This window comes from Streptomyces sp. ID05-39B (assembly GCF_033794725.1).
Classification (GTDB): domain Bacteria; phylum Actinomycetota; class Actinomycetes; order Streptomycetales; family Streptomycetaceae; genus Streptomyces; species Streptomyces bobili.
Genome location: NZ_JARGEF010000174.1, coordinates 1 through 18,163, shown reverse-complemented (window position 1 = coordinate 18,163; position 18,163 = coordinate 1). Strand labels below are relative to the sequence as shown.

Below are 18,163 nucleotides of genomic sequence, written 5' to 3'. Positions count from 1 at the left end.
GGGGTGCGTAGACATACGGGATCCAGGATCTCATCCCGAGGAAAAACCTGGCGAACGCTTTTGCCGGGGCGGGTGCCGGGCGGGGCGGTGCGGTGCCCGGCGGCTGAGATCCGGGACCGCCGCCGGGCACCGCCCCGCCCGGCGACGAGCCCTGCGGATGCTCAGCCCTGGCGCGAGACCGGTGTCGCCGGGGTGAAGCTGGCTGTCTTGAGCCAGCGGCGCATGGCTGTGGCCAGGGGGCGTTCGACGAAGCGGTGCGCCACGTAGCAGAGCAGCACCAGGCCGATCACCGTGCCCACGATCAGCAGCCGGGGGTCGACCCGGTCGCCGAAGCGGTGAGCGACGGTCAGACCGATGGGGCTGTGCAGCAGGTAGAGCGGGAAGGTGAGCGTGCCCGCGACACTCAGCCACCGCCAGTTGATCCGCCGCGTCCAGCCCAGAGCGATCGCGGCGATCATGAAGAAGAACGCCGTGATCACAAGGATCAGCCAGCCGCGCCACGGGGACCATTCGTTCCAGCTGATGCGACCCCCGCCCGGCGTCAGCAGGAAGTGCAGCGCCAGCAGCCACGACATGCCGACCACACCCCACAGCAGCGGCGTCGGCCGGAAGCGGTACATGAGGTAGAAGGCCATGCCGGCGATGAAGTACGGCGCGGACGGCGGGTTGACCACCAGGGTCAGCAGCGGGATGTCGGCGGCCGGCGCGAGGACGGCGGCGAGCGTCCACAGCCCGCCGAAGATCAGCACACGCTGGTAGGTGAGGCCCTTCCACACCACGACCGCGAAGGTGAGGTAGAAGCACAGCTCGGGCCAGAGCGTCCAGTACACCGAGTCCAGGTGATCAACGCCCAGCGGCTTCTGCAGCATCGTGAGATTCGCGAGGATCTCCTGGGGCGACGCGCTCCCGAACGGCGCACCCGCGAACTTGATGCAGATCGCCGAGACGACGACGCCGATCCAGTACATCGGGTAGAGGCGGGTGACGCGGGAGATGAAGAAGTCACGCGGGGTGCGTCCCCAGGCGCTCAGGCAGATGACGAAACCGCTGATCAGGAAGAACAGGTCGATACCGAGCCGTCCGAAGGCGAAGACCGCGTGCGCGTCTGGGAAGATGTTCTCCGGCGTGCGGCCCCAGAGGTGGACCATCGTCTTCGGCTTCTGGCCGATGAAGTGGAAGAGCACCACCGCCAGCGCCGCCAGGAACCGCAGCCCGTCCAGCGCGGCCAGTCGTCCTTCACCGGCATGCGACCGGGACGTGATCACCGGTCCGGAGTCGGGTGTGGCCTGCGTCGGCAGCGCTTCCAGGGACGCTGTTCCCTCACCCCCTCGGTCCGTGGTCGTGTCGACCTGTCCTGTCCGGTGCGTAATGGTCATCCCTCTACCGTTCGTAGGTGTCGTCTGTGGCCCGCCGAGCCAGGCTGACAGTCTGACTGGCATACAGATGGAAAGGTTGTGAGGACCAGGAGGAAAGTCTCGGCCGCGTACCACCTGGACCCACCCACCGAGGCGCGCACGTGCCCCGGAACCTCCGGAATGCCCGTGACCGGTGAAACGGCGGAAGCCCCGTCCACGCGGGACAGGGCTTCCGAGATGTGGCTGGGGCCGGGGTCGAACCGGCGACCTATCGCTTTTCAGGCGATCGCTCGTACCAACTGAGCTACCCAGCCACGGAGTTCACGAGGAACTCCAGCGGTCCTGACGGGATTTGAACCCGCGGCCTCCACCTTGACAGGGTGGCGAGCACTCCAAACTGCTCCACAGGACCCAGCTGTGTGTACGACAGTGTCGCACACGGTGTTGCGTACCCCCAACGGGATTCGAACCCGTGCTACCGCCTTGAAAGGGCGGCGTCCTAGGCCGCTAGACGATGAGGGCTATCGGCCCGCCTAGGCGCTTCGCAGCGCGTCGGGGACGTGAGAAGCATATGGGATGCCGGGAGGTATCGCCAAAACGGTTTAAGGGCGGGGGCGAGAGGCGGAGGGCGTGGGGGGCGACGGGGATGGAGACGGAGGCGACGGTGTGGGCGTGGGCGAGGCGCCCGGCTGGTTCTCCTTCGGGAGGTGGCGGCTGACCTCGGCCGTCGTCAGGCCCAGGCCGCCGAGTTTGATCTCGTCCCAGGCCTGGAGGCGCCGGGAGTCGCGGTCGAGGTAGAGGATCGACGCCTCGATGGGGTCGGGGTACTTGCCCTCGACCGCACGCAGTCCGCTGCCGCCGGTGGAGCCCTCGACGCGCAGCCGGGTGCCCTTCTCGAGAATCTCCGTCTCGGTGCGGTGGAGGTGTCCGGCCAGCACCATCGGGACCTCGCCGTCCGTGCGGCGGGCGGCGGAGGGCTCGTGCGCGACGGCGATGTCCACCGGGGTGCCCGCGGCGCGCTGGGCGCGGAGCGCTTCCGCGAGGCGGTCGCCGGCCGCCTCCTGCGTCCCGTCGGCGTCCGGGACGGCGGAGCGGTCGGGGGTGAACTGGGGGTCGCCGATGCCGGCGAAGCGCAGCCCGGCGAGGGTGACGGCGCGGCCGTCGTCCAGGACGTGGACGTTCTTCATCTTCTCCAGGTACGCCTGGGTGGTCGTGGAGTCGTGGTTGCCGCGGACCCAGACGTAGGGCGCGCCGAGGTCGGGGATGGGGTCGAGGAAGCCGTTCTCGGCGGCCGTGCCGTGGTCCATGGTGTCGCCGGAGTCGACGATCACGTTGACCTTGTACTGCTCCACCAGTGAGGCGATGATCTTCCAGCTCGCGGGGTTGAGGTGGATGTCGGAGACGTGCAGGACGCGCACGGTGGTGGGGTCGGGCTGGTAGGCGGGGAGGGTGGAGGTGACGTCGTAGAGCTTGGTCACGTTGGTGACCAGGCGGGCCAGTTCCTGCTGGTAGACGTCGAACTCCGTGACGATGTTGCGGGCGTTGCCGACCACGGAGGGGGCCGAGGAGAGCAGGCCCGAGAAGCGGGGTTCGAGGACCGACTTGGGGTTCCAGGTGGCGTAGGCGGTGGCGCCGGAGGCGGCGAGCAGGGCCAGGGCGAGGCCGCCGGCGGTGAGGGCGCGGCGGGGGCGGCGGTAGACGGCGAGGCCCAGCGCGGTGGCGCCGGCGACGACGGCGACGCAGGAGCGCACGGCGAGGTCGAGGGTGCCGTGTTCGATGTCCGCGGCGACCTCGTCCTGGAGTCCGGAGAGGCGTTCGGGGTGGTCGACGAGGGCCTGTGAGCGGTCCGGGTCGAGCTGGTCGACGTTCACGTCCAGGCGGACGGGGGCGATGTGGCTGTCCAGGTGGAGGGCGCCGAGCGGGGAAATGTTGATCTTGGTGCCGCCGTCGAGGGCGGGCCGCAGGGTCATCGTGGTGTTCATGGGGCCGACGGGCACGCGGACGTTCCCGACCACGAGCAGCCCGAGCCAGGCGCCCAGCAGGACGACCGTGGTGAGGCCGAGGGCGCGGGCCCAGGGGCGGGGCCGGGCGGCGAGTTCGGGGACGGGATTCTCGGGTCGGCGGGCGGTGCGGAAACGGTTCACGGCGTTCAGGGCTGCGGCGGGGACGCGGACGCGGGCCATTGGTCGCGTATGCCCACGTGTGCGCCCGGACATGCGGAGGTACCCGCCGTACGGCGCTGTCGTACCGGAGAATGGCCCCGTGCTGGAAATGACGCGCGAGGAGTTCGAGGAACTGGTCGCCGAGGCCCTGGACCGGATTCCGCCGGAGTTGACGCGGCTGATGGACAACGTCGCGGTGTTCGTCGAGGACGAGCCGCCGGCGGAGGATCCGGAGCTGCTCGGGCTGTACGAGGGGACGCCGCTCACGGATCGCGGCGAGTGGTACGCGGGGGTGCTGCCGGACCGGATCACGATCTACCGGGGGCCGACGCTGCGGATGTGCGAGTCGCGGGAGGAGGTCGTCAAGGAGACCGAGGTGACCGTCGTGCATGAGATCGCTCACCATTTCGGGATCGACGACGCCCGGCTGCACGCGCTCGGGTACGGCTGAGCCGGCGCCGCGGGGCGCGTGTCTTCCTGCGGGCGGCGGGAGTTGGGGAGGTTGACTCCTGCGTCTGCCTCCGGAGGTGGCCCCGTGCGCCCCTTGTACGTACCTGTTCGCCTGGCCGTCACGGTCCTGGCCGTCGCCGCGGCCGCCGGTTGCATGAGCGTGGGCGACGAGGAGGGGGGCCGGGCCCAGCCCTCGCACTCGGCGGGCACCGGGACGGCAAGGGCGGGAAGAAGGGCGAGCCGGACGGGTCCGGGTCCCCTACGGCCTCGCCGTCGGCGGGGCGCGGCCCGGGGGCCTCGAAGGGGCCGGAGCCGGACCGGAGTGAGCGGCCGGGGATGCCGCATCCGCCCAAGGAGGAGCCGTCACCGACGCGTTCGGCGGACCCGGAGCCACCGGCCTCGCCCGAGCCCCCGCCGTCGCCGTCCCCCGAACCGACCGTGGCCGAGCCGTCCTCGTCGGCGGACGCGGAGCCGGTTCCGCAGCTGGTCGAGCGGGAACCGGCGCCGGAGGCGGGAGCACCGGCGTAGATGCCGTACAGTGGTGTGCGACCCACGTCTACGCAGACCGATTTGCCTCAAGGGGCACAGGGTGCGTATGGTGGTAGATCGTTTGATCCCATTTGCCCGGCGCCACAACAGAGCGCGCCGTGTGGCGCGTACTCTCCCTTACCGTGACGGACCGCATTGAGGCGGTCGAATGCGAACACGGAGTTGACGGGCGCGTGCCGACGAGACTCCGGAAGGTTTCGCATTCGCATGTCCATTTCCAGTACTGATCACGCCGTCGTGTCCGAGAACAGCGAGACGGTCGACGCCGTCGAGGCTGTCGAGGTCACCGCGACCGTCGACGCCATCGAGACCGACGTCATCGAGACCGTCGAGGCCGACAAGGCGCCCGAGCTGACCTTCACGGACCTCGGTCTCCCCGAGGGCGTCGTGCGCAAGCTCACCCAGAACGGCGTGACCTCCCCCTTCCCGATCCAGGCGGCGACCATCCCGGACGCCATGGCGGGCAAGGACATCCTCGGCCGCGGCCGCACGGGCTCCGGCAAGACCCTCTCCTTCGGTCTGCCGACGCTGACCACGCTGGCCGGCGGCCACACCGAGAAGCGCAAGCCGCGCGCCGTCATCCTGACCCCGACCCGTGAGCTGGCGATGCAGGTCGCCGACGCGCTCCAGCCCTACGGCGACGTCCTCGGTCTGAAGATGAAGGTCGTCTGCGGCGGCACCTCGATGAGCAACCAGATCTACGCCCTGGAGCGTGGCGTCGACGTCCTCGTCGCCACCCCGGGCCGACTGCGCGACATCATCAACCGCGGCGCCTGCTCCCTGGAGAACGTCAAGGTCACCGTCCTGGACGAGGCCGACCAGATGTCGGACCTGGGCTTCCTGCCCGAGGTCACCGAGCTGCTCGACCAGGTCCCGCAGGGCGGCCAGCGGATGCTGTTCTCGGCCACGATGGAGAACGAGATCTCCACGCTGGTCAAGCGCTACCTGCACAACCCGGTCACGCACGAGGTCGACAGCGCCCAGGGCAACGTCACGACCATGTCGCACCACATCCTGATCGTGAAGCCCAAGGACAAGGCGCCGGTCACCGCCGCGATCGCCTCCCGCAAGGGCCGCACGATCATCTTCGTCCGCACCCAGCTGGGCGCCGACCGCATCGCCGAGCAGCTCTGCGACTCCGGTGTGAAGGCCGACGCGCTGCACGGCGGCATGACGCAGGGCGCCCGCACCCGCGTCCTTGAGGACTTCAAGAAGGGTTACGTCAACGCGCTCGTCGCGACCGACGTCGCCGCCCGCGGCATCCACGTCGACGGCATCGACCTGGTCCTCAACGTGGACCCGGCCGGCGACCACAAGGACTACCTGCACCGCGCCGGCCGTACGGCCCGTGCCGGCCGCACCGGCACCGTCGTCTCGCTGTCGCTGCCGCATCAGCGCCGCCAGATCTTCCGCATGATGGAGGACGCGGGCGTCGACGCCGGGCGTCACATCATCCAGGGCGGTACGGCCTTCGAGCCCGAGGTCGCCGAGATCACCGGCGCCCGGTCGATGACCGAGGTCCAGGCCGAGTCGGCGGGCAACGCCGCGCAGCAGGCCGAGCGCGAGGTCGCCGAGCTGACCAGGGAGCTGGAGCGCGCGCAGCGCCGTGCGAACGAGCTGCGCGAGGAGGCCGACCGGCTGGTCGCGCGGGTCGCCCGCGAGCGTGGTGAGGACCCGGAGACGGCGATCGCCGAGGCGCAGGCCGCGGTGGCCGGCACCGGCGAGACCGCGTCCGTCGTGGCGGAGGCCGTGACCGAGGTGTCCGTGCCGGCGCAGCCCGCCGCGCGCGACGCCGACCGTCCGGTCCGCGAGGAGCGCCCGGCGAGCTCGTCGTCGTACGAGCGCCGCGAGCGTCGTGACGACCGCGGTGACCGTGGGGACCGTGGCGGTGACCGGGGTGGCTTCAACCGCGACCGTGACGACCGTGGTGGCCGTTCCTTCAACCGTGACCGTGACGACCGCGGTGGCCGTTCCTTCGAGCGCCGTGACGACCGTGGTGGCCGTCCCGCGTTCAACCGTGACGACCGTGGTGGGCGTCCCGCGTTCAACCGTGACGACCGTGGTGGCAGCCGTCCCCCGTTCAACCGCGACAACCGTGACGACCGAGGCGGTCGCTCCTTCGAGCGTCGCGACGACCGCGGTGGCTTCAACCGCGACCGTGACGACCGTGGTGGCAGCCGTCCCGCGTTCAACCGTGACGACCGTGGTGGGCGTCCGTTCGAGCGTCGCGACGACCGTGGTGGCAGCCGTCCCCCGTTCAACCGCGACGACCGCGGTGACCGCGGCGGCGACCGCGGTGGCGACCGCGGTGGCTTCAACCGTGACCGTGACGACCGCGGTGGCCGTTCCTTCGAGCGCCGTGACGACCGTGGCGGCTTCCGCGCCGGTGGCGAGCGCGGTGGGCACCGGGGCAGCGACCGTCCGTTCAACCGTGACCGCCGCGACGACCGTCCCGGCACCGGCTTCCGCTCCGGCGGCCACGAGCGTCCGGCCGCCCGCCGCGACGACCACCGTGGCACCGGCACCGGCACCGGCACCGGCGGTGGCGGCTCCTTCGGACGCCGCGACGACAAGCCGCGCTGGAAGCGCAACGGCTGACGCCGGCTGAGTAGCCGACTCCGGCTGCTTCTGTAGCTCGCACCGGGAAGGGCCCGTACGACTTCGGTCGTACGGGCCCTTCCCCGTGTCCGCCGGATCCGCAGGCCTCCAGGGGTTCTTTCTGGCCAAGTTGTGACGTGTGTCACGAGCCTGGCGAGGGAATTGCTGGGGGCATGACAGATGACGGCACGGTGAGTGGGCTCTCGGACGAGGAACGGCTGGCCCAGCTCGGATACACGCAGGTTCTCGCACGCCGTATGTCGGCGTTCTCCAACTACGCGGTCTCCTTCACGATCATCTCGGTCCTGTCGGGCTGCCTGACGCTCTATCTGTTCGGCATGAACACCGGCGGGCCCGCCGTGATCACCTGGGGCTGGGTCGTCGTCGGCCTGATGACCCTCTTCGTCGGGCTGTCGATGGCCGAGATCTGCTCGGCCTACCCCACCTCGGCCGGCCTGTACTTCTGGGCCCACCGGCTGGCGCCGCCCCGCAGCGCCGCCGCCTGGGCCTGGTTCACGGGCTGGTTCAACGTGCTCGGCCAGGTCGCCGTGACGGCCGGCATCGACTTCGGTGCCGCGTCCTTCCTCGGCGCCTACCTCAATCTCCAGTTCGACTTCGAGGTCACGCCCGGCCGCACGATCCTGCTGTTCGCGGGAATCCTGGTGCTGCACGGCCTGCTCAACACCTTCGGGGTGCGGATCGTCGCGCTCCTCAACAGCGTGAGCGTGTGGTGGCACGTCCTCGGCGTCGCCGTGATCGTCGGCGCGCTGACCTTCGTACCGGACGACCACCAGTCGGCGTCCTTCGTCTTCGGCGAGTTCGTGAACAACACCGGCTGGGGCAGCGGCGTCTACGTCGTCGCCCTCGGCCTGCTGATGGCCCAGTACACCTTCACCGGCTACGACGCCTCCGCCCACATGACCGAGGAGACGCACGACGCGTCCACCGCCGGCCCCAAAGGGATCGTGCGGTCCATCTGGACCTCGTGGATCGCCGGCTTCGTCCTGCTCCTCGGCTTCACCTTCGCCATCCAGTCCTACGACGGCGCCCTCGGCTCCCCGACCGGCGCACCGCCCGCCCAGATCCTCCTCGACGCGCTCGGCGCCACGGCCGGCAAACTGATGCTGCTCGTCGTGATCGGCGCCCAGTTGTTCTGCGGAATGGCGTCCGTCACCGCCAACAGCCGCATGATCTACGCCTTCTCGCGCGACGGCGCCCTGCCCTTCTCGCACCTCTGGCACACCGTCAGCCCCCGCACCCGCACGCCCGTCGCGGCGGTCTGGCTCGCCGCCGGCGGCGCGCTGCTCCTGGGCCTGCCCTACCTGATCAACGTCACGGCCTACGCGGCCGTCACCTCCATCGCGGTCATCGGCCTCTACATCGCCTACGTCATCCCGACGCTGCTGCGGCTGCGCAAGGGCGACGACTTCGCCCGCGGCCCGTGGCACCTGGGCCGCTGGTCCCGGGCCATCGGCGTGGTGTCCGTCATCTGGGTGGGCGTCATCACCGTCCTGTTCATGCTCCCCCAGGTCTCCCCGGTGACCTCCGAGACCTTCAACTACGCCCCGGTCGCCGTCCTGGTCGTCCTCGGCTTCGCCGCCGTCTGGTGGTTCGCCTCGGCTCGCCACTGGTTCCTCCGGCCCGAGGGCGAGGGGCTCGTCCCCGCCCCGGCGACGGGCCCGGAAGCGGAGGTGACGGCCGAAACGGTCGATCCGTGACCGATCTTCGCCACCCGGCACGGCCGTGTCCCCGATACCCGATCGGCGACACGGCCACGTCCCGCTATGCTCGGGGAGGCAACATCGCCTGGGCCCTTAGCTCAATTGGCAGAGCAGTGGACTTTTAATCCATTGGTTGTGGGTTCGAGTCCCACAGGGCCTACGGAAGAGCCCCCGCGTCAGAGTGTTCTGAGGCGGGGGCTCCTGCGTTTTCAGGGTGCGTCGCGGGGTGGCTGTTCGACGACGAACGAGCCCTTGCCTCGCACGGTGATGATCAGCCCGCGCTCGCGGAGCTCCTGTGCGGCACGTCGTGCGGTGAGCCTTGCCACGCCGTACTCGTCGGCGAGGTGGTTCTCCGAGGGGATGGGCCTGTCCGGCGCCAGTTCCCCGGACTCGATCTTCGCGGCGATGACGTCGGCCAGCTGAACATAGAGCGGTCTGGCACTCATGGGGTCCAGAGTGGCCTTCGGCTCTTCCGTATCGCTCATATGTCCAACGTAGAGCGGTAGTCATCTGCACGATCGTGTGGATCCCTCTGTACTTGTATGTAGAGGGCTGCATCCCGGTGTAGCTTCGAAGGCGCAAAGACCCCGGCGAGGTGGCTAGACCTCCCGGGGCACGGCCAACGCTTAACCCAAGGAGCGTCGACATGTACGACCCTATCCGCCGCACCCTCGAATGGCTGCGCCTCCTCTTCGCCCCGGGGACGGGCAAACGGCGTCGGCCTCACGGGCATCCCTGTCCCCGCCCGCATCCCACCGGCGTACGTCGTCCCGCCGCGCCCCTGCCCCCGCACCGCTCCCCGTACGGGCTCGCCACCCCGCTCGACGGGGCCGACTCCGCTCTTGTGCGGCCCTATCTCGCCGCCCTCGAACAGGAGGCCGCACTCCAGCAACACCGTCGCCTCGCCCTCGTTCTCGCCGCCGACTTCGGGATCGACCTCGACCGGCATCTGATCGGTGCGCGGGAGGTGGCCGCCTGATGGAAGACGTGGACGGCGGTACGGTCCCCCGGCTTCTGCCCTGGCCGACTCCCGAGGGCAAGCCCTGTTACCTGGTGACCGACGACAGCGGCAGCCGCCTCTCCCGGCTCGCCGACGACCTGGAGGCACTCCAGCTCTCCACCGGCGCTGACGTGCTCGTCCTCGCCCGCACGGTCCTGGACGATCACGCGTCGCCGTACGCCGAGGTGCGGTACGCCGGTCTCCGGCTCGCCGAGTGCCTGACCGATGCCCTGCGCGTTGCCGAGTCACGCGGCATGCGCCTGGTCGTACCGGAACCCGGGGGCGCCGACCGCGCGTAGGCGGGCATGGGCGGACAGAGGCCAGAGACACGCCGTACAACCGGCGTCTCTCTGGCCTCTGTCTGCCCGTCAGCGCCCGTCGGGCTCGGCTCGGTCAGCCGTTGACGACGATCCTGGACGCGTTGTTCGTCAGATCGGGGTCGTAGGCGCGGATCGGGGGCTCGTACTGGTTGTTGTCGATGGCGACCGGCGCGGTGGACCGGGCCGCGCTGTCGATGCGGAGGGTGAAGGGGAAGGTGTGGGTGGCGCGTTCGTTCAGGTAGATGGGGGTGTGGCAGCGGTAGCGGGGGGCGCCGAGCTGTTCCTCGACCCATTCGCCGTCCGCGGTCAGGGCGTAGCAGGTGTCCGGGCGGGCGGTCACGGTCGTGCCGGCCGGGATGCGGACGTCGACCGTGGCCACGGGCTCGCCCGCGCCGAGTGAGGCGACCCAGGCGGGGCCGCGGTTCTTCACCGTGATGTCGGCCCGTACGGTCTCGCCGACCGTGCCCTCGACCCGGCTGCCGATCAGCTTGAGGTCGGCGGTGTTGGTGGCGTGGATGATGACGGAACGGTAGTTGTCCTGGGGGTCCAGGTCGGGGGCGGCTGTCGTGGCGGTGGCCGTACGGGCGGTCCCCGCGGGTGCCGGGTCCAGTTCCGCGCCCGTGCCAGGCGTGTACGTCCGGCCGGCGCGGGCCGCTTCCAGGGCCTCGGCCGAGTAGGGCTCGACCGAGTAGTCGAAGCGCTCGTACAGGGCGTTGCGGCGGGCCTTCAAGGGGTTGGCGAGGGCGATCGAATCGCCGGGGGCGAGTGCCTCGTCGAGGACGCACAGGGCCTGGGTGCCGACCTCCGTGTCCAGATACTCGCAGTTCGCGGGCCGCTCGGTGTAGGCGAGGCCGCGGGAGGCGAACAGGTGGAGCAGGACGCCCTCGGCGGTGCGGTTGCCGTTGTTGGTGAGGGTGGCGGGCGCGCTGATCAGGCTGCCGGGCCTGACGCCGTCCTGCCGGGGGGACTGACTGAGCGCCAGGTCCGGGCCGTTGCCGACGGTCACCCGGGTCTCGCCCGGGTGGGACGTCAGGCCGCCGGCGACGGCGGTGTAGCGCAGGGTGCCGACGGCGCCGTCCGGGGTGTCCGGCAGTGCGCCGACCTTGATTTCGGCGGCTGTCACCTGGTCGGTGCCGGTGAGGGACGGGACATCACAGACGGCCGTGGCGGCGGTGTCGGGCGTGCAGTTGGCCGGCCAGGTGATCTTGGCGAAGGCGGCCAGCTCGGTGGCGTCCACGCTCAGGCGTCCGGTGCCGACCGGATTCGCGATGTTGTCGTGGGTGACATGGAGCGCGACGGTCCGCTCGGGCGCGGACCCGTCCTCGTAGGCGCCCGGCAGGATCAGTTCGTAGGGGTCCGAGTACGTCCAGAGCTGGTCGCTGTCGGCTGCCGCGGGACCCGCCGTGCCGAGGGTCAGCAGGGCGGAGACGGCGACTACGGGCACGAGCGCGCGCCGGGTGCGGCGGGCCGTCGTCGTATACAGGCGTGTCATGCCGAGACTGACTCGCGCGCGGGCCGAGGGGTTGTACGGAACCGGGGTGCGGTAGCGGACGGTATTTCTCCGGTTCGGGTTCCATCGATTTCCTGTGGGGTGCTTCACGCCGGGAATCCGATGACTGGATTGGACAGTAATGATCAAGCCATGCGGTAATTGCTGGGCGCTCGATCCGCTCGGGGGAAACGGGCGGGTCGGGCTGCTTTCCGATACCGGAAAAGCGATTCAACAATGAACAATACGGGGAGTCAATCGAATGACCAACGGAATACGCATGCGCCTGATCTCGGGTGCCGCCGCCGTATGCGCGGCCGGGGCGCTCGTGCTCACGGCGTCGCCGGCCCAGGCCACCTCCGCCTCCACCTCGGTGGGGCTCCCGGGCGGCAACAAGGTGTCGGTCAACGCCTGGCACTGCGGCTTCTACGTGTCCGCCTGTGACTGGAAGGCGTCCACCAAGATGTCCGGCACCAACCCGCGCAAGGCCAAGTGGATCCAGAACCGCGCGGAACTCCAGGCCCACGGCATCAGCGTCTCCCTCACCATCTCCAAGAACCCCGAGGCCACGCTCACGATGAAGAGCCGGTCGCTGGGCGAGGTGCGGTGGAAGAACACCAAGGCCAACATCTCCGACACCTACGGCCAGATGCGGCCCGGCGGCGCCACCACCTACGTGTCGACGCGCAGCTGCGGCTCGGCCCAGGTGACGAGCGCCATCAAGGTCAGCGAGAAGTGCGCGTACGCGGGCGCGGCCTGACCGTCGGCCGACGCGGGTGAGCCGACGCGGGTGAACTGACGCCCGCGAGGCCCGTTCCAGAGGGTGCCACACCGTCAGGGCCCGGCGGTGTGGCATTCCCTTCACATTTTCATCGCATTTCCAGCGCGCTTTTTCCGCAATCACCGAAAGCCCTTTTCGTGTGAATGCGAGGATGTCGGTGGTGTGCGCGGAGAAATACGACGCACGGGGGCGTTCGTGGGATTCATCGGTGGTGACAAGCGCGGGAGACGGAGTGTCGCGTCCCGCGCGGCGATGGCGGCCATATGCGCCGCGCTCGTGGTGTCGTGCACGGCCGGAAGCGGTGATTCCGAGCGGCGAGAACCGGCCAGTGCCCGTCAATTCGACCTGCTCGTCAGCGAGCAGAACGGTTACTACTACCACCCGTTCCTGCGCCGGGAACCGGCCGGTCCCCAGGCCCAGTCGTACGCCTTGCGGACGCTGTCCGAACTGGGCCGGGACCCCCGGACCGGCATGGCCGAGGAGCGCGTCGCGTCCTTCCGCCGCGAGGCGCTGGAGGCGTCACCGCTGTGGGGCCGCGAGTGGCTCCTCCCGCTGTGGCGGACCGGCGCGCGCGAGGCGCTGGACGCCGGTGACGCGGCCGACGTGAACCGGTTGCGGACGGCGGGCGGCTGGTACGTCGACCCCGCCCTCGGCGACGACGGGGACGCGGCCCGCCTCGGCGCCACCTGGGCGGCCCTGGAGGTACTCGACGCCCTCGGGCGCCTGCCGGCACTGCCCGCCGCGGACCGGGCCGCAACCGTCTCCTGGCTGCGCGCGACGGCCGGCCGGGTGCGCGCCCTCGACCAGGCCGGGGCCCTGGCCCGCTCGCTGCAACTCCTGAAGGAACCGGTTCCCGCCCCGCTCACCCGCATCGCCGCACCGCGCACCGACGACTTCGCCGACCTCACGCCCGAGACCAGGGCGGTCCGGCTCGACGACACCTACAGCTACGTACTGCTCCAGGAGGCCGCCGGGAAGCGGCCCGCCGTGGACCGCCGGATCTGGGAGCCGGTGCTGCGCGACGGTGCGGCCACCCTCCCCTACGAGCAGCTCCACAACCTGGTGCACATCCTCAAGGCGGCCGGTTCCCCCGACAGTGCGTTCGCGCCGGTCCTGAAGCGGCTGGACGGCGAGCGGCTCGACGACGGCACCGTGCGCGACCCCGACGCCTACCTCGGCAACCCCGACGCCTCCCTCTTCGTGCAACGACTGCGGACACTGGCCGGCTGGTCGCGCGAGGACCCGGCGCTCCTGACCGCGCTGCGGCGGGAGGAGACGTCCGGCGAGGCGAGCCAGGAGGGCCCCGAACGGCTGAACCGGGCCGCCCTGCGCACCCTCACCGAGGGCGGCGGCGACACGAGCGGACCGGCACGGCAACTCTGCGCCGACCCGCGCGTCCTGCCGGCCACCGTGACCGAGACGAACGCCACCCAATGGCAGCGCACCGCCCTCACCTGCGGCGACGCCGGCATCACGACCGGCGTCCCGGAGATCGGCCGCTGGCGCGCGGACACCCCGGAGCGCGTCGTCGCGGCGGCCACCGTGGTCGTCGGCCTCGCCGACAGCGGCCGGCGCGACGCCGTTCCCTCGTGGATCGGCACCGAGACCCTGAAGGGCTGGGCCCTGCACCCGGACCGGTTCACCTCCGTCTACGGCTACGCGCTGGTCGTACGGGCGTACGCGCTGCTCGGCGGCCGGCTCGACGCGGCTCTGCGCGAGGCACTGGGGCGCGGTGTCACGCCGTACGCGGGCTGTCCGGGGCTGCCCGGCCTGTACCGGGTCGGCGGCGGGGACGAGGCCTGCGATCTGAAGACCACCTGGAGCGTATGGACGCTCGACCGGCAACTGGACGGCGCCATGGGCTGGTTGCCGGCCGGGGCCACGAAGCACGGAAAGTGAGCGGAAATCCGGTGAACGCGTTGCTGCGGGCCGAGGGCGTGGGCAAGTCCTACCCCCTGCGGGGAAGGAGGGTCGACGTCCTGCGCGAGGTCGACCTGACCGTGAGAGGCGGCGAGATCACGGCGCTCGTCGGCCACTCGGGCTCCGGGAAGACCACCCTGCTGCACATCCTGGGGCTGCTCACCCAGCCCGACCGCGGGCGCGTGGTCGTCGAGGGCGCCGACGGCCCCGTCGACACCTCGGGGCTCGGCGACGACGCGCTGGCCGACCTGCGCCGCCGCCGGCTCGGCTTCGTCTTCCAGTCGTACAACCTGCTGCCGCAGCACTCGGCGCTGCGCAACGTCCTCCTGCCGTACGCCGGACGGCGCGCCGAGGGCGAGGAACGCGCCCGCACCCTGCTCGCGCGGGTCGGACTCGCCGAGCGCGCCGACCATCTGCCCGGCGAACTGTCGGGCGGTGAGCAGCAGCGCGTGGCCCTGGCCCGCGCGCTGGTCAACGACCCGCCCGCGATCCTGGCCGACGAGCCGACCGGAAACCTCGACACCGACAGCGAGGAACTGCTCCTCGGCCTGTTCCGCGAACTCGCCGACGAGGGCCGGGCGGTGCTCCTCGTCACCCACAACCCGGCCGTCTCCGGCTTCGCGGACGTCGTGCACCGGCTGGAGCACGGGGCCCTGGCGACAACGGACGTCGCGACCTCCGAGGAGAAGAAGGGGAGCGCCAAGTGAACGTGTTCGCTCTGGCCCTGGCCAACGTCCTTGCCCTGCGCCGCCGCCTGTTCGGCCTCGTCGCGCTCGTCACCGTCGCCGCCGCCGTCTGCCTCGGCGCGCTCGGCATCGCCGGACGGGCGCAGGGCGTCACCGACACGGGCGTCAAGGAGAGCAACGCCAACCGCAGCATCACCGTCGACCGCCCCGCCGACCGGCCCGGCACCGCGCCCCTGACGGACCGTACGGCCGCAACGCTCGCCAAGCTGGGGCACGTCGAGTCGGTGCAGCACCGGGCGCAGGTGTCGTTCGGCGTCCTCACCGACGCCGGGGACACCGTCCTGCTGTACGCCACCACCCACCGCCCGGCCCTCACCCCGCCCATCACGAAGTCCGTGCGCGAGGACCTCTTCCCGCTGCGCCCGGGCGAGATCGTCACCCCGGCCACCTCCCAGGGCGTCGACCTGAGCGCGCTGGTGGGCCAGGACGTCGAGACCGAGACGACCCGCTTCGTACGGCCCGGCGAGGGCACCGGCGTCACCGGCCACGCCCGCCTGGTCGGGGTGTACGACCCCACCTGGCAGCTCGACAACCCCGACGCCGCCTACGCCGCCGACCCCACCGTGATCGGCTGGGCCGCCCAGCGCTCCGGGGAACCCGAGAAGAACTACCTCGCCACCATCGGATACGACCAGCTGACCGTGGTCGCCCGTACGGCCGCGGACGTGCCCGAGGTGACGAAGGCCGTGCAGCGGCTCGGCTATCCGGCGGTCACCCTCCAGCAGCAGCTCGACGCCCTGCCCGCCGTACTGGAGATGATCCGGGTCGTCGGCCAGGTGCTGCTCGGCGTCCTCGCAGTGCTGGCCTTCGTCGGCGCGGTCACCGTGACCGGGGCGCTGTCCCGGCAACGCGCCCAGGAGATCGGCATCCTCAAGGCGGTCGGTTTCCGCACCCGCGGCGTCCTCACCATGCTCGTCGTGGAGATGGCCGTGGCCGGCGGAGTGGCCGCACTGCTCGGCACGGTGCTCGGCGCCCTCCTCGGCTCGGTCGCCGCGGCCTTCCTGCGCGGCAGCGCCGACCTGGCGCCGTACGTCGAGGGCTGGGTGCTGCTCCCGCCGCCGGTCACCCTGCTGCTGCTTCTCGCCCTGACCGTGCTGGTGGTGGTGGCCGGGTCGCTGGTCCCGGCGCGCAGGGCGGCCCGGATGTCCCCCACGGACGCGATGAAGGACTGGTGAACCCCGTGAATCCCCCCATGAACCCCGTGAATCCCACGAGCCCCATGAGCCCTGTCCGGACGGCCCTCTCCGCCGCCGCGCTCACGGCGACGGCCGCCCTGCTCGCCACCGCCTGTTCGGGGCCGGGTGGCGTCGACCTGGGCACGGACTGGAAGGGCGCCTCGGTGTTCGCGCTCGCCGAGGTCGACGGCCTGGTGACCGTGGTCGGCGTCAACGCGGACAAGTCTCGCGCGCAGAGCCTCGCCGTCGTGCCCCAGCAGGCCGACGACGACCGGGCGGTCAGCCCGCAGATCGTCGAACTGGCCGACGGGCGCTGGCTGGTGACCGTCCCCCGCAAGGGCGGCAAGCCGGACCGGCGCTATCTCGTCAACCGCGGCGACCACACGCTGGACGGCCTGCGGGGCGACGAGCGGCTGCGCCGCGTCCTGCCGGGAAAGACGCTGGTTGCCGAGGTCGCGGGGCTGCCCGACGCCAAGTCGGCGAGCGGATCCCCGGAGTCCACCGTGCTGGTGCGCAACCCCGCCGACTGGTCCACCCGGCGCGAGGTGAGGATCCCGGGCACGATCGGCCTCGCCGCCTCCGACCCGGCCTCCGACACCGTCTGCCTGGCCGGCGGCTCCGGTTCCGGCACCCGCGTCAGCGTCGTACGGCTGGCCGACGGCAAGGTCACCGCCGTGGCCCGGCCGGCCGGGCTCGACGTCACGGGCCTCGCCTGCCCGGCCGGCCGCCCGGTCGTCGTCGGCTCCCCGGCCGAGGGTGCGTCCGGCGCTTCCGGCAAGGTGCGCGTGTCGGTGGCCAGGAACGCCACCGACACGGCCGTCTCGGTGGACGGCGGCCGGGCCGACGCCGTCGCCGCGACCGGCACGACGATCGTGGTCGCCGTGTCGACGGGCGGCGACACCGACCTCGTGGAGGTCGACGCCGGTACGGGCAGGGAACTGCGCCGCGCGCGCGTCGAGGGTCTCGCCGCGGCCCAGCACCTCACCCGTACAGCGGCGGGCTGGCTCGTCTACGCCGAGGACTCGGTGACCCGGGTGAACCTGGACTCCGGCGCGACCGAGCGGTTCGACCTGCCGGGGACGCTGCTGGACGCCTGAGCCGCCCGGTATGAACAACGGGATGTGCGTTCTCACATCTGCGTGATAGAACTGCCCTCATGGGTATCGCCAACCGTCTCGACCTCACCCTGCGGCTCGTCCAGGGAGCCGCGGGGCAGGTCTCCGTCGCCGAACTCGCCCAACGGCTCGGGGTGTCCGAGATGACCGTGCGCCGCGACCTCGACGCGCTGGAGAAACAGGGCCTCGTACGCCGGGTGCACGGCGGGGCCGTGCCGGCGCGGGCCCGCGAGGAGGGTGCCGGCTTCGACACGCGCGAGGCCTGGCAGGGCGCGACCAAGGACCGGCTGGGCGCGGCGGTCGCCGGCCTGGTGGAGCCGGGGACGCGCGTGCTGCTGGACGCCGGCACCACCACCGCGCACGTGGCCGAACACCTCGCCGCGCGCGCCCCGTTGACCGTCGCGGTGCTCAGTCTGCAGGCGGCGGTACGGCTGGCCGACCGGCCCGGCGTCGAGCTGCTGGTCGTCGGCGGACGCTCGCGGCCCGGTGAGCGGTCCCTGGTGGGGCCGCTCGCGCTGCGCACCCTGGAGTCCCTCGCCTTCGACCTGTTCGTGATGTCCATCGGCGGGGTGCACGCCGGGCACGGCTGGTCGGAGTTCTCCCTCGACGACGCCGCCGTGAAGCGGGCGGGACTGGGCCAGGCGGACCGCACGGTCGCCGTGGCCGACGCGACCAAGCTGGGCGTGCGCGCCTTCAACCGGGTCGCCCCGCTCGACGCCGTGCGGACCTTCGTCACCGACACCGCCGCGGCCGACCCCGGCACCCACCCCGCGGGCCCCGAG

15 protein-coding genes, 4 tRNA genes and 1 pseudogene are annotated in these 18,163 nt (G+C 71.4%); 13 read left to right on the top strand and 7 right to left on the bottom strand.

From position 1 onward, the window contains the following. Positions 1–161: 161 nt before the first annotated feature. The 5 genes from P1P75_RS29340 to P1P75_RS29320 all read right to left on the bottom strand — a co-directional run bounded on the left by P1P75_RS29340 (position 162) and on the right by P1P75_RS29320 (position 3,538). The gene (locus tag P1P75_RS29340) at positions 162–1,376 is read right to left on the bottom strand and encodes an acyltransferase (protein WP_319260964.1); all 1,215 of its coding nucleotides are present in this window, start codon (positions 1,374–1,376) and stop codon (positions 162–164) included. A gap of 219 nt (positions 1,377–1,595) precedes the next feature. Continuing rightward, a tRNA-Phe gene (locus P1P75_RS29335) sits at positions 1,596–1,669 on the bottom strand. Positions 1,670–1,692: 23 nt separating this feature from the next. Next, positions 1,693–1,767 (bottom strand) — tRNA-Asp (locus P1P75_RS29330). A gap of 37 nt (positions 1,768–1,804) precedes the next feature. Next, positions 1,805–1,877: transfer RNA gene (locus P1P75_RS29325), tRNA-Glu, on the bottom strand. Between the two features lie 80 nt (positions 1,878–1,957). Further along, positions 1,958–3,538, bottom strand: a complete 1,581-nt coding sequence (locus P1P75_RS29320; RefSeq protein ID WP_319260961.1) for a metallophosphoesterase — start codon at positions 3,536–3,538, stop codon at positions 1,958–1,960. A 79-nt stretch (positions 3,539–3,617) separates the two neighbouring features. Between P1P75_RS29320 and P1P75_RS29315 the strand changes: the two genes are divergently transcribed. From P1P75_RS29315 to P1P75_RS29295, 5 genes and pseudogenes are all read left to right on the top strand, one after another. After that, positions 3,618–3,968, top strand: coding sequence for a metallopeptidase family protein (locus P1P75_RS29315; protein ID WP_319260958.1), 351 nt, complete (start codon positions 3,618–3,620; stop codon positions 3,966–3,968). A gap of 84 nt (positions 3,969–4,052) precedes the next feature. After that, a pseudogene (locus P1P75_RS29310) lies at positions 4,053–4,495 on the top strand (hypothetical protein). A gap of 228 nt (positions 4,496–4,723) precedes the next feature. Beyond that, positions 4,724–7,114 (top strand): DEAD/DEAH box helicase, encoded by a 2,391-nt coding sequence (locus P1P75_RS29305; protein ID WP_319260955.1) that lies wholly within the window; start codon positions 4,724–4,726, stop codon positions 7,112–7,114. Between the two features lie 173 nt (positions 7,115–7,287). Further along, on the top strand, positions 7,288–8,832 hold the full coding sequence (locus P1P75_RS29300) for an amino acid permease (protein WP_319260954.1): 1,545 nt from the start codon (positions 7,288–7,290) through the stop codon (positions 8,830–8,832). A gap of 90 nt (positions 8,833–8,922) precedes the next feature. Continuing rightward, a tRNA-Lys gene (locus P1P75_RS29295) sits at positions 8,923–8,995 on the top strand. 49 nt (positions 8,996–9,044) lie between these two features. Here P1P75_RS29295 and P1P75_RS29290 read toward each other — a convergent pair. Continuing rightward, a complete protein-coding gene (locus tag P1P75_RS29290; protein ID WP_150474578.1) occupies positions 9,045–9,281 on the bottom strand; it encodes a GntR family transcriptional regulator in 237 nt (78 codons plus the stop codon). 200 nt (positions 9,282–9,481) lie between these two features. On the opposite strand from P1P75_RS29290, the gene P1P75_RS29285 reads away from it, so the two are divergent. Together P1P75_RS29285 and P1P75_RS29280 are read left to right on the top strand one after the other, a co-directional pair. Further along, a complete protein-coding gene (locus P1P75_RS29285; RefSeq protein WP_319260949.1) occupies positions 9,482–9,814 on the top strand; it encodes a hypothetical protein in 333 nt (110 codons plus the stop codon). Then, on the top strand, positions 9,814–10,134 hold the full coding sequence (locus P1P75_RS29280) for a hypothetical protein (protein ID WP_319260947.1): 321 nt from the start codon (positions 9,814–9,816) through the stop codon (positions 10,132–10,134). Before P1P75_RS29285 ends, P1P75_RS29280 begins: the two co-directional genes overlap by 1 nt. A gap of 94 nt (positions 10,135–10,228) precedes the next feature. Here the strand turns inward: P1P75_RS29280 and P1P75_RS29275 are convergent, their stop codons facing one another. Beyond that, positions 10,229–11,647, bottom strand: a complete 1,419-nt coding sequence (locus tag P1P75_RS29275) for a hypothetical protein (protein ID WP_319260944.1) — start codon at positions 11,645–11,647, stop codon at positions 10,229–10,231. A 259-nt stretch (positions 11,648–11,906) separates the two neighbouring features. Between P1P75_RS29275 and P1P75_RS29270 the strand changes: the two genes are divergently transcribed. The 6 genes from P1P75_RS29270 to P1P75_RS29245 form a co-directional block, all read left to right on the top strand. After that, the gene (locus tag P1P75_RS29270) at positions 11,907–12,404 is read left to right on the top strand and encodes a hypothetical protein (protein ID WP_319260943.1); all 498 of its coding nucleotides are present in this window, start codon (positions 11,907–11,909) and stop codon (positions 12,402–12,404) included. 273 nt (positions 12,405–12,677) lie between these two features. Further along, the gene (locus tag P1P75_RS29265; RefSeq protein WP_319260940.1) at positions 12,678–14,324 is read left to right on the top strand and encodes a hypothetical protein; all 1,647 of its coding nucleotides are present in this window, start codon (positions 12,678–12,680) and stop codon (positions 14,322–14,324) included. An 11-nt stretch (positions 14,325–14,335) separates the two neighbouring features. Further along, positions 14,336–15,052, top strand: coding sequence for an ABC transporter ATP-binding protein (locus tag P1P75_RS29260; RefSeq protein ID WP_319260938.1), 717 nt, complete (start codon positions 14,336–14,338; stop codon positions 15,050–15,052). Next, on the top strand, positions 15,049–16,266 hold the full coding sequence (locus tag P1P75_RS29255; protein ID WP_319260936.1) for an ABC transporter permease: 1,218 nt from the start codon (positions 15,049–15,051) through the stop codon (positions 16,264–16,266). Before P1P75_RS29260 ends, P1P75_RS29255 begins: the two co-directional genes overlap by 4 nt. Before the next feature lie 44 nt (positions 16,267–16,310). After that, positions 16,311–17,363 carry a hypothetical protein gene (locus tag P1P75_RS29250; protein WP_319260934.1) on the top strand — a complete coding sequence of 351 codons (1,053 nt, stop codon included), beginning with the start codon at positions 16,311–16,313 and terminating at the stop codon, positions 17,361–17,363. A 59-nt stretch (positions 17,364–17,422) separates the two neighbouring features. After that, positions 17,423–18,163 (top strand): DeoR/GlpR family DNA-binding transcription regulator (locus P1P75_RS29245; protein ID WP_319260931.1); only part of this gene is annotated, 741 nt, incomplete at its 3' end.